General features: G+C 28.4%; 5 protein-coding genes. All 5 read left to right on the top strand.

Annotated elements, in window-relative coordinates:
* Positions 1–131 precede the first annotated feature (131 nt).
* The 5 genes from Q0731_RS02195 to Q0731_RS02175 all read left to right on the top strand — a co-directional run bounded on the left by Q0731_RS02195 (position 132) and on the right by Q0731_RS02175 (position 13780).
* Positions 132–1394, top strand: a complete 1263-nt coding sequence (locus tag Q0731_RS02195) for a hypothetical protein (RefSeq protein ID WP_299059216.1) — start codon at positions 132–134, stop codon at positions 1392–1394.
* The gene (locus Q0731_RS02190) at positions 1369–7746 is read left to right on the top strand and encodes a CARDB domain-containing protein (protein ID WP_299059214.1); all 6378 of its coding nucleotides are present in this window, start codon (positions 1369–1371) and stop codon (positions 7744–7746) included. Before Q0731_RS02195 ends, Q0731_RS02190 begins: the two co-directional genes overlap by 26 nt.
* A gap of 166 nt (positions 7747–7912) precedes the next feature.
* Entirely contained in the window at positions 7913–9502 is a 1590-nt protein-coding gene (locus Q0731_RS02185; protein ID WP_299059212.1) for a class I SAM-dependent DNA methyltransferase, read from the top strand.
* Complete coding sequence (locus tag Q0731_RS02180; RefSeq protein ID WP_299059210.1) at positions 9486–10691, top strand: restriction endonuclease subunit S; 1206 nt, start codon at positions 9486–9488, stop codon at positions 10689–10691. Before Q0731_RS02185 ends, Q0731_RS02180 begins: the two co-directional genes overlap by 17 nt.
* Before the next feature lie 8 nt (positions 10692–10699).
* Positions 10700–13780 carry a TrlF family AAA-like ATPase gene (locus Q0731_RS02175; protein WP_299059208.1) on the top strand — a complete coding sequence of 1027 codons (3081 nt, stop codon included), beginning with the start codon at positions 10700–10702 and terminating at the stop codon, positions 13778–13780.
* The last annotated feature ends 36 nt before the right edge of the window (positions 13781–13816 follow it).

Genomic DNA, 13816 nt, shown 5'->3' with positions numbered 1-13816 from the left:
GAACTAAAAAATTGTTAATCTCAAGTGAGCCTAAATTTCTAAATCATTTTGAAATTTAATAAAAAATCTACCAAATTTTAGTTACTAATAAGTCTTGACAATTATTGTGTTGTTTGGTTATAATTTAATTTATGAAGAAAAAATATTTTTTAATTACTGGAATACTTTTACTACTCATTGTCGGGAGTGTATTTTTATTTTTTTTATCTGACCTCCAAAATATAGAAAGGAAAAAAGAAATAAAAAAAACAGAAACTGAGAAGACATTAAAGAATAATTCTAATAACAATAGTTTTAGTTTAATAAGCAGAAAAAAAATTGATACTGACTTAACGATATTGAAAACAGCTCTGATAGATAAAAAGATAGTATTGGCTTTTAGGAAGATCCTTTCAAATACTGAAACTTTTGAAGGTTTACTTTTTGAAAATGGAACTTCTTTTAATTTAAAGAAAAATCAAAAAATTATTGAACTTAATGATTCGTCCTTAAAATCTTATAAAAGTGATAGTATTACAAATAAAGTTAGTTTTTCTAGATATAAAATAGAAAAAAATAATTTAACTATTGAACACAATTCAATTTATAAAAACAACTACCTATTACATTCATCAGTGGGAAGTCTTTACCTCTTAGATAATGGAAATGTTTTAAAAGAGGAGATAGAAGATTCTAACATTTATGGATATATTTTTTATGATAAAAATGGAAATGAAATTAATAAATATAACCCTTATAACAAGGAATTTCATAGTTCTGTATTAAAATGTGAAGATTATTGTTATTTAGCAGTAACCCCATATGAAAAAAATGAAAACCCAAAATTAGTTAAGATAAATCATGAGACAGGTAACCTAATAAAAGAAATAAATGTCAATAAAAATGGTTATTTTATAAATAAAATAGATGTTTTTAAAGATGTTGTTGTTATAAGAGCATTCAACCATTTATTAAAGAACAATAAACATTCAATACTTATTTATGACAAAATGTTAAATTTCAAAGGAGAAGTAAAATCCCTGACAAGTATTGAAAAAAGTAATATTAATAATTTTGAAAAAATATTATATAACTTAGATTATGAAGGGAATTTAATTATTTATAATTATGAAAAAGAAAAAATTATTTCAAGAATTGATCTTTTAAGAATAGAATCAGTAAATAGAGAACCTTCTTCTAAATTAAAAATAATTGATTTAAAAATTTACCAGAATAAAATCTTCTTTTTATTAGAAAATAAATCAAACAAAGAACATTTGATTTATATGCTAGAAAATGGAGTTTTTTTAGGAAAACTTAATCTCGGAAAAGATAAAGAAATATTAAGTTTCTTTGTTATTGATAATAATTTAAAAATTGTATTTAAAGATGAAATACAAGTTTATAATTTTTAAAAGAATTTTTATTTCTTTTTATTTCTTTTTTATAGCAACAATAACTATCTCACAGGAGAAAAAATGGCCTTTTAAAGATAATAAACGAGGAAAAATAACTGGTACTGTATCTGACTTTAGATCTTCAACTAATAGTGCTAACGAGGGAGCTAGATTTCATGGAGGGGTGGATTTAACAAACGGCAATAATAGAGCTGTCTATGCCATTAATGATGGTAATATTAATATAACATATAGTGAAAATTGTTGGACTGCTATTATTCAAATAGGCAATGTTCAATATAAACATATTAGACCTGGAGATAATCCTGATACACCTAATATTATTGAAGACTCACTAACAAATAATAGTGGATTTATTAAAGCTGGTGATTTTATTGGAGTTATGTTTACTTCAGGAGGTTGTGCTTTGCATGTGCATATAAATGACTATCCTGGAAATGAAAATAGAAATTACCTTAACAATATATTAAATCCATTTAATGATGAAAAATCGCCAGAAATTTTATATCCTTTAGAAAGTAATGGCGAGGTTTTAAAAGCAAACAACCCCTTAGCTATTGAGTTTAGAGAGAATGGATTTAAGAGTGTTAATCCTAAAAAAGCAAACGTAACAAAAAAAATAGATAATTCTGTTGTAATAAATTCTCAAAACTATAGGATTTTATATGATAAAGTTGATGTTGTTTTAAAAGCAAAAGATCAGCATATTTTATCAGATGGAAGTGGTGGTGGAAGTTCAGGGAATAATGGTGTAAATTTTCTTAATTTTTCGATATTTAATTATTTAAATCAAAATATTGATAACCATGAGTATGGTTATGATTTTAATAAAGTACCTAATAATAATGTTGCTCAATTTATTTTTGATAATTATAGATCAACACGAAGTCAACATGTATATATATTAACGTCTAATCCGCACAACAAACCTCACGATAGGTATTGGAACACTAGATTAAAAAAAACAATAGATCCAACCTTATGGAATACCTCAGAAGAGCCAAATATAAATGCTGAAATAAATTCTGATGCACATTATTCTGATAATATATATTATTTAAAGGCATCAGTTGGTGATATCAGTAATCAATTAGGGACAGAGAGTAATAAATCGATTGAAATTACTGCCCCAGTGATTATTGACAACTTTAATCCATACATTGAAAGAGTATTATATATACATGAGAATAATGAATTATACAAAAAATGGTGGCAAAGAAAAGATTCTAATTATTTAGAAGCTATTTCCAACAATAAAAATAAAATTTTTAGAAAGAATGAGAAAATTAAAATAGCTCTTAGAACAAGTGAACCAATGAAAGAAGTGACAGTTTCTATAATAGGTACTTCTCTTATTGATTTACCAATGAAAGCGAGAACCATTGGTAAAAATTCTTGGGAAGTAGACATTAATTATAGTTGCGATAATTGCAACAGCGAAGAGAAACAACTAGAGTTTAAAGGCTTAGATTTAAATAATAATGGATTATTAAATGATATTGCAAATATATCAAATCATTTAATTGATAGATCATCTTCCAATAAATCAGCCTTACAAAAAAGGAATAATTCAGTTGGATTTGATAGAAATCATAAATTAAATAGTGAAGAAAACTGCAACATAACCGCTAACGCAGGCACAAATAAAACCATCCAAAAAGGAGAAAGTATTCAACTTCAAGGCTCAGGAGGTTCAAGCTATTCATGGTCACCAACTACTGGTTTAAGTAATCCAAATATTTGGAATCCAATAGCATCGCCTTCAGAAACAACCACATACACACTTACTGTTACAGAAAATGGATGTACAGATACAGATACTGTAACCGTCAATGTAAATGGAACAAATGGAGGTAATGCTCCAAGTAATGATGATTGTAGCAATGCTACTTTACTTACAAGTAATACCTCTTGCAATACAGTAAATGGCACAGTTAAAGATGCAACACCATCTGTTGGTGCAAACAATTGTTTGGGTTGTAGTTGTACATCTCCAGATGATCATGATGTGTATTATAAATTTAAAGCTGTTGCAACTAGCCATACTGTTAAAATAGATAATTACTCAAGTGACTTTGATGCTGTAATTGAACTACGTACTTCGTGTTCATTAGGTTCTAGTAATGTTATTAGTTGTTATGACCCAACCGGACAACCGTCATCAGTTACCAGAACATGGAACGATTTAAATATAGGACAAACATATTACATAAGAGTTTTTGAATGGAATTATTCTGGAGACCCTCCATCTTCTCCAACTTTTGATATTTGTGTCACTCATAATGCAACAAGTAGTAATGGAATTGATCTAACTAGTACTATTACAAAAGTTAGCAATGATAATCCTGACAGTGGGGATAAATTAGATGTTGATTATGAAGTTTCCAATATTGGAGATACTGATACTGGAGCTTTACCAACTATCAGCTTTTATCTATCAAAGAATCAATCTATAGGTTCTAGTGATGAATTTCTTGGTGCTGATATAATTCTTCAAACAATTGCACCAAATGAAACTGTTTCAAAAGAAAAAGGAATTACAATTCCAAATGTAGATGATGGTCAGTATTATCTTATTGTCGCTGTAGATTATTTAGGGCTAATCAATGAAAGCAATTATGATAACAATATAAATGTCTATCCTATTTATATAGGAAAAGTAATTCAAAATGGTCCTGATTTAGATGTTACAGGTTTATCTATAACACCTAGAACAAATTTAGCACCAAACCAAGAAGTAGAAGTTGAAATAGAAATAGAAAACAAAGGAAATAAAGATGCAGATAGCTTTGATGTTCTTGTTTTTTTAGATATTGATGATGATGGTAAGTTTGACCAGAATGAATTAATGAGAGAGTTCAGTTTTGGTTCTATTGATGCTGATGAAGAAAAAGAAAGAAGCAGAAGAATGTTTTTACCTTCAAACATACCGAGTACTGGTAATTATGAAGTAATCGTTATTGCAGATATAAATAACGATGTTACAGAAACTGATGAAAATAATAATGATAGAGATAGAAATGTAACCATATCTACCATTAACCCAGCAAAACCTGATTTGGTCTGTAATTTTATTAAATGGGAAATTTATGGCACCACAACTCAAGCAGACCCCAAAAATTTATGTTTAGATACAGAATATAAATTATATTGGGAAATTACAAACATTGGTAATGCTGATATCTCTGGAGGTTTTCAGGTTTCTAATAGAGCCGTTATCTCAAAAGATCAATTTTATGATGGTACAGATATTTTCTTTGACAGTAGAAGTAACGCTGCTGCTGCATATGATGTAGGTGATATTGTAACTGCCAGTGATAATAATAATTGGGAAGCTATTTCACCTGGAGATTATTATCTCCTGCTTATTGCTGATGATAGTTTTAAAGTCGATGAACTCAATGAACAAAATAATGTAAAAGCAATACCCATAACTTTTGTTAATTGTATTGACACAAAATATCCTGATATAAAAATTGAAATTGAAAACTATACACCTTATAGCTCTAAATTAGGAGATTATATAACAGTGGATTTAAAAATATCAAATATAGGTGATGCTCCTGTATCTAACTTTGATATTGAATTATATTTTTCAGAAGATGAAATTTTCCACGGAGATGGAGGTACAAGAACTTTTAACGACCACAAGTTAGTTGATGATGGAGATATCACTTTTACAGAAATTCTAAACCCTGGAGAGTCATCACCTATCCAAATGAAAGCTTACTTAAGGAGTGATAGTGGCTTACAGGGCAATATAAATCAAACTGGTATAAATTACCTATTTGCTGTCGCAGACGAAGAAGGTGATATTTTTATAGAATACAGCAGAGAAAATAATATAACATATGTGCCAATCAATTTAACATCAGTTGACTGTTATTATAATTTTGATGATGAAATTTATACAATTCCTTTTGATAAAACTTCTTTATCGTTATTTGATGTAAAAACTGAAGAGAATTGCAATTGGACAGCTAATGGAGTAGAAGACTGGATAAAAAGTCCAATTAATTATCAAATAACTGGTAATGGCACTGTATATCTATCATTACAAAACGAAAACCCTTATCCTTTTCCTAGAATTGGTCATATTAACATAAATGGTAAAGTTTTTGAATTTATACAAGAAGCGAGACCTTGTGATCAGTTGGATGAATCTATTAAAATGAGTTTTTCCTCACAATCTGTGACTAATATTGATTGTTTTACCAATGGTAATATCGATGTTGAGGTTCAAAAAGGATTTCCACCTTATACTTATTCTTGGTCTAATGGAGAAACCACTCAAGATTTACTTGAGATAACAGAAGCAGGAAATTATACACTTAAAGTAACCGATATTTCAGGATGTACTCTTGAAAAAACTTTCACTGTTAATAAAATTGAAAACATTACAACTGAGGTTACTCTAAATGGAAATTCGCTAGTTGCAACCCAAGAAAATACTCAATATCAATGGTTAGATTGTGATAATGGAAATACTCCAATTGCAGGTGCAACAAATAAAGAATTTACGCCATCTGCTTATGGGAATTATGCTGTAAAAATAATAAAAGGTTCTTGTGAAAAAATATCTGAATGTAAATTGTTTGCTAAAGACTATAAAGTAAATTCAATAACTATTTCTAATTTGTTAACAAGAACAGTTGACTATGAATCCATAATAGAAATTGAAAATACAGGAACAATTGATATAACTAAAGTTGTTGATGGAAAATTATATATTTCACCTTCATCAACTTTTAATACAAATAATGCAACTTTATTAAGTGATTTTTCATTGAATCCAATTTCATTAGGTATTAAAAAAACATTTAAAATTCCTGTAAATCTTTCGGAAGACTTTACACTTGGTTCATATTATATTCATTTTATTCTCGATCCAGAAAACAACCTTTTAGAGTATAATGAAAATGATAACAATACTACCAGTAATATAATAGATGTAAAATCTCAATATGATATTAAATTAAATACTCTTTCATCGAGTAGTAGTATCACAAGAAATAGAAATACTAATTTTCAATTAAACTTTTCTAATAAGGGAATTTCAACAACTAATAATGTAAGGTGGAAATTATATTACTCAAAATCAAATGTTTTTGATTCTCAAAATGTAGTAGAAATAGAATCTGGTATTTGGGGGAAGGATGTTCGATCAAATGATGTGGTTGTAATTAATGCAAACTATAAAATACCTTTAAGTATTCCTCTTGGGAATGCTTATTTATTTGCAAAAATTGATAGCGAAAATGATTTTGAAGAAAATATAGAGTCCGATAATTTATCAGACCCTAAACCCATAACTATAAGATGTACGCATTTCTTTAACAGTTATTCTTATGACATTGATGTGGAAACTGAATCTGAAACTACTGGAAAATTAACTATTAAGCCAAACCAAAATGTTGTCTGTGATTTGTATAATATAGATGTCAAAAAAACGGACAATACTTATAGTTACTCCGATACTTTTGATGGAAGTATATCAATAGATAATCTTGCTTTAGGTGATTATGAGGCAACAATAACATTTAGAGATGTTCCAACTTCAAAATATGAATACAAGTTTACTTTTTCTGTTATAGAAAATGTTTTTAGTGCTATTGGTTACATAGATTGTAATTCTAATAATCCACATATTAAAATAGACATCCCAGATGAAGGGGTTGACTATAGAATAAAAGTTTATGATAAAAATGATAGATTATATAAAACTTTTATAAAAAATTCCACCTATGGAACAAGAGGAGGGTATAAATATCAAAATATGAAAGTTTGTGTGGAAGGAAATAGTGATTTTAGTAACTCTTTTTGTTATCCTATTTATTTGGATGATATGCCTGAGTTTAAAGTTGAACGAAAAGTTTACAATACGGAAAACCCTTATTTAGAATTAAGTATATCTGGCGGAATTCCTCCTTATTCAGTTGATCTTTTTGACCAAGAAACTGGTAATTATTTAACTGAAGTTAGATTTAATAATACTGTAGATAAAGTGAAATTAAATTTAGATAAAGGTGTAAATATCTTAAGAGTGCAACACTACGAATTTTGTGATGATACTTTCATTGATGAAATAATAATTTTTGAAGACTACTCTTTATTTCCTAACCCAACAAATACAATATTAAAGGTTGGCATTCCTAAAGGTTTACAAAACAAAAGCAATAAATTAGTAATCTTTGATTCCAATGGAAAGAAAGTTCATTCTAAATTATTTGATAAGTTCGAAACAACTATAGCTATTGACGTTAGCAAACTACCTTCTGGTTTTTATTTCATATCTGTTTATGACGAGAATGATAAAGTTTTGATGAAGAAGAAATTTTTGAAAAACTAAAATATCCAAACTCCAACATTTCGTTGGAGTTTTTTTATTTAGTACATTTAACAAAAAAAGCTACTTCTATAAATTTCGTTTCAAAACTACTCAATTAAAGGTTTGCTCTCTGACAAAACCTTTATATTTGGTAAACTATAAATATACCAGTAGCAACAATCTATATATGGCAAAAAAAACAACTACCAAAAAACAAAAATCTATTGAAGAAACACTCTGGGATTCCGCAAACAAGTTGCGTGGAACAGTAGAATCTTCTGAATATAAACACGTAGTGTTGAGTTTAATCTTCTTAAAATTTGCGAGTGATAAATTTGAAGAACGAAAACAAGAACTCATTGTAGAAGGAAAAGAAAAGTATTTAGAAATGAAAGAATTCTACAATATGAAAAATGTCTTTTTCTTGCCTAAAATTTCACGTTGGAGCTACATTATAGAAAACGCTAAACAAGACGATATTGCACTAAAAATAGATACTGCATTACATACTGTAGAAAAAAATAACCCTGCGTTAAAAGGCGCGTTGCCAGACAATTATTTTTCACGCCTAAATATGGATGTGAGCAAATTGGCAGCGTTACTAGACACCATAAACAACATAGATACACTAAAAGATAAAGAGCAAGATATTGTTGGGCGAGTGTATGAATATTTTTTAAGCAAGTTTGCACTTGCTGAAGGAAAAGGGAAAGGAGAATTCTACACACCAAAAAGTATTGTAAACCTAATTACAGAAATGATAGAACCATACAAAGGCATCATTTACGACCCTGCTTGTGGTTCTGGTGGAATGTTTGTGCAGTCTATGAAGTTTATTGAAGCGCATAATGGAGATAAAAAAGCCATTTCTATTTACGGGCAAGAATACACCTCTACTACATACAAATTGGCAAAAATGAATCTTGCCATTCGTGGTATTGCTGCAAATTTGGGTGATGTTCCTGCTGATACGTTTGCTAAAGACCAACACAAAGATTTAAAAGCCGACTTTATCATGGCGAACCCACCTTTTAACCAAAAGGATTGGCGCGCAAGTGATGAATTAACAGACGACCCACGTTGGAAAGGTTATGATGTACCACCAAAAAGCAACGCCAATTATGGGTGGATTTTAAATATGGCGTCTAAACTCTCACAAAATGGTGTGGCTGGTTTTATTTTGGCTAATGGTGCCTTATCTGGTGGTGGCGAAGAATATAAGATTCGTAAAAAATTAATAGAAAATAAGTTGGTAGAGGCAATTGTTATTTTGCCAAGGAGTATGTTTTATACAACTGATATTTCAGTTACGCTCTGGATTTTGAATAATAATAAAAAAGAACGAACGGTAAAGTTACCAGATACCACTCGTAATTATAGAAACAGAGAAGATGAAATCTTATTTATGGATTTAAGAGAAATTGGAGAGCCTTTTGAAAAGAAGTTTACGCAATTTTCACCAAATCATATAAAAACAATAACAGACACCTATCATAATTGGCAAACTAACGTCATTGCGAACGGAGTGAAGCAATCTGCCTACAAAGATGTTGCAGAGTTTTGTTATTCTGCAAAACTAGAAGAAGTAAAAACGAAAGATTTCTCATTAGTACCCAGTAAATATATTGAGTTTGTAAACCGTGATGAAAACATCAATTTTGAAGAGAAAATGGAAACCCTTCAAACAGAAATAGCGGATTTACTAAAACAAGAAGCTGATTCTAAAGAAGATTTATTAGATGTTTTTAAAAACCTAGGTTATGACATCAAATTATAAAAAACTTGGGCAATATATTAAGCCCATAAACATAAGAAATAAAGATTTAAAGGTTAAAAGGCTTTTGGGAGTTAGTATTAGAAAGGTATTAATGCCTTCTATTGCCAATACTGTAGGTACAAATATGAAAACCTACAAGATTATAAAAAAGCATCAGTTTGCTTATGGTCCTGTAACTTCAAGAAATGGGGATAAAATTTCTATTGCCTTACTAGAAGATTTTGATGAAGCAATTATTTCTCAAGCCTATGTTGTTTTTGAAATCATTGACACAAAACTGCTAAATCCTGAATATTTAATGATGTGGTTTAGAAGACCAGAATTTGATAGATATGCACGTTATAAATCTCACGGAAGTGTTCGAGAAATCTTTGATTGGGAAGAATTATGTGATACAGAATTACCAATACCAAGTATAGAAAAACAAAAAGAAATTGTAAAAGAATATAATATTGTTGTTAATAGAATTCAATTAAACGAAAAACTTAACCAAAAATTAGAAGAAACTGCGCAAGCATTATACAAACATTGGTTTGTAGATTTTGAGTTTCCAAATAAAGAAGGGAAACCTTATAAATCTTCTGGTGGTGAAATGGTTTATAATGAAGAATTGGATATGGAGATTCCGAAAGGTTGGAGTGTTGAAACTATCAAAGATTTTTGTTTAGATATGAAATCTGGAGGAACACCAAGTAGAACTAATGTTAAATTCTGGAATAACAATGATGTTCCTTGGTTAAAAACGGGTGAAATAAAGAATAATATAATTCTTTCAACAAAAGAATTTATATCATCTAAAGGACTACAAAACAGTTCAGCAAAATTACTTCCAATAAATACTGTTCTAATGTCTATGTATGGAGCAAATGCTGGAGAAGTAGGTTTACTTAAAATTGAATCTTCCACAAATCAAGCTTGTTGCGGTATGATTTGTAAGGACTTAAATGATGCTTCATTTTTATACTATCACCTTGTCGTAAACCAAAAATTTAATCATTCACAAGCAATTGGTGGAGCTCAACAAAATTTAAGTAAAGATTATATCGAAAATATTAAATTAGTAATACCTAAGAATCTAAATACCTATTTTCTAAAAAATATTATTGAGAATAAAGAAAATAATTCAAGGCTAATAATGGAGCTTTCAACACTTAAACAATTATTGTTAGCAAGAATGACTAAGGGCTAAAAAAAACTATGAAAAAAGAAGAAAAAAATACAATAAAAAAACATCCGAAAGGAGCTGAATGGAGAAAATGGGATTTACATGTACATACTCCTGCATCAATTTACCAAAGATTTGGCGCTGATAACGAAGAAACTTGGGAAACATATATTTCTGATCTAGAAAATCTACCAAATGACTATGCTGTTTTAGGTATAAATGATTATCTTTTTTTAGATGGTTATACAAAACTGAAAGAAGAACAAACTGCAAATAATAGATTACAAAACATTAAGCTACTTCCTGTAGTTGAATTTAGAATTGAAAAATTTGCTGGAGTTGACTTTAAAAACCTTAAACGAATTAATTTACATGTAATTTTTTCCGATGAAGTTACAATTGAAACTATTAAAAGTCAGTTTTTAAATACCTTAGAACAAAGTTATTCAATTGTTAATGGTGAGAAGTGGACAAGAGCAATAACAAAAGAAAGTGTGTCGGAATTAGGTGCTGAAATAAAAAAATCAGTAGCTCCTGAGGAATTAAAACATTATGGTTCAGATTTAGATGAAGGTTTCAATAATCTTAACATAGATGAGAAACAAATTTTTAAATCACTAAATAAAGACTGTTTTAAAGATAAGTTTATAATAGCAATAGGAAAAACTGAATGGGCAGATTTAAAGTGGACTGATGCATCAATTGCTACCAAAAAATCTATAATTAATGAAGCTGATATAGTTTTTACAGCATCAAAATCTATTGAAGCATATAATAATGCAAAAGCACAATTAACAAATCAAAAAGTTAACGATCTCTTACTAGATTGTAGTGATGCACATTATTTATCTAGTTCTACAGATAAAGACAGAATTGGTAATTGTTATACATGGATTAAAGCTGACCCAAATTTTGAAGGATTAAAACAGGTTTTAAACGAGCCTAAAGAACGAATTTTTATAGGTGAAATTCCTTTAATTAAAAACAGGGTTTCCACCAACAAAACAAAATATATTAAAAGCTTGTCATTAAAACCTATCTCTGGTTATGGTGGAGGTTATGGAAAATGGTTTAATGATGTAGATATTCCATTAAATCCAGAATTAGTAGCAATTATTGGTAATAAAGGAAGTGGTAAAAGTGCCATTGCTGATATCATTGGGTTGTGTGGAAATGCAAAAATTAAAGCGGATGATTTTTCATTTTTGAATAAGAAAAAATTTAGATCTGGTGGTGACAAAATTTCAAAAAACTTTGAAGCTACTTTGTTGTGGGAAAGCGATGTTACTTCTACTAAAACTTTAAATAGTGAGATTGGGGAAGATATTCAAATGGTAAAATATTTACCTCAAGGATACTTTGAAAGATTAACTAATGAAATTTCTACTATTAAGGAGTTTCAGGACGAAATAGAAAATGTTGTATTTACCCATATCAATATTGATGATAAAGGTAGTTTTACATCTTTTGATGAACTAATTAGACATAAAAAAAATATTTCTAATCAAGAAATAGATTTAATTAAGCAGGAGCTAAAGTTAGTTAATCAAGAAATAATTAATCTTGAAAAAAAGAGAAACAGTAAATACAAAGAAAAAATTGAAAACAATATAAAATTAAAAAAGGATGAACTAGAAGCGCTTAACGAACCCAAAGTAGTTTCTAACCCTGACTCTGACCCTAATAATGTTTCTGAAAATAAAATTATTCTTGATAAAATTGGAAAGATAAATGAACAAAGTCAAAAAATAGCAGACTCTATTCTAAAAAATGTAGAACAGAAAAAAGTTTTAATTGATGAACTTGATGAACTAAATATTACAAAAGAAGATGTTCAATTTAGAAAAAGAGAATTTGATGATTTTAAAATTCAAAAAGAACCAATCTTGTTAAAATATGGATTGTCTTTTAATACAATTTTTAAACTAGAACTAAAGTTAGACTCTTTAAATAATTTAATTAATGCAAAAGAAAAAGAATTTTCTACATTAAAAATTAATTTAGGAGAAGAAGATAGTAAAGACCCAAATTTTAAATCTTTAAAAGCAAAATTAGAGACTCTTAGCAAAGAACTTAAAATTGAGCAAAGTAAATTAGATGGACCTCAAAAAGCTTATCAAATATATTTAACAAAGAAGAAGGAATGGGAAAATAAAAAAGGAGAAATTATAGGTAGCGATGACAAAGTAAATACACTTAAATTCTTTGAAAAAGAGTTGTTGTTTTTAACAGATAATTTGTTAGATAAATTGAGTGAACTCAAGATTAAAAGAAATGAAATTTCAAGTAAGATTTTTGACAAAAAACAGGCTATAATTTCAATCTATAAAAAAATAAAATCTGATATTGATTCTATTATTAAAGATAATACAAGTTTAGTTGAGGATTATAAAATAAATATAAACGCAGCTCTTACCTTAAAGCCTAGTTTTAATGATAAATTCTTTAGTTTTATTAATCAAAACGTATTAGGAACATTTTATAATAAAGAAAATGGTCAGCTTCAACTAAATAAAATTTACAATGGAACTGACTTTGATAAAAAAGAAGAGGTTATTGAGTTTTTAAATAATTTAGTTGATGCAATTTCTTTCGATAAAAGAAGTGACCAAAAAAATACAGATAGATATATTGATGAGCAATTAAAAGATGCTAATGAGTTATATGATTATTTATTCTCACTAGATTTCTTAGACTATAATTATCAATTAAAACAAGGTGATAAAACTTTAGAACAATTATCTCCTGGAGAAAAAGGTGCATTATTACTTGTATTCTATTTATTACTAGATAAGGAAGATATTCCTTTAATAATAGACCAACCCGAAGATAATTTAGATAATCATAGTGTAGCGAATATTTTAGTTCCTTTTATTAAAATCGCAAAAAATAATAGACAAATTATTATGGTAACTCATAACCCCAATTTAGCAGTTGTTTCTGATGCAGAACAAATAATTTATGTGAATTTAGATAAGGAAAATGATTTAGAGTTTAAAGCTATTTCTGGAAGCATAGAAAACAGAGAAATAAATGACAGTATTGTAAGAGTTCTTGAGGGTGCAATGCCAGCATTTAATAAAAGAAAACAAAAATATTACGAACCAAAATAAATATAACAGTTCAAAAATATATTTCAGATATTTACA

Origin of the sequence: uncultured Polaribacter sp., from assembly GCF_947497695.1 — a bacterium.
Classification (GTDB): Bacteria; Bacteroidota; Bacteroidia; order Flavobacteriales; family Flavobacteriaceae; genus Polaribacter.
Note: the sequence above shows the minus strand (reverse complement) of the source record. Positions and strands in the feature narration are given on the sequence as shown.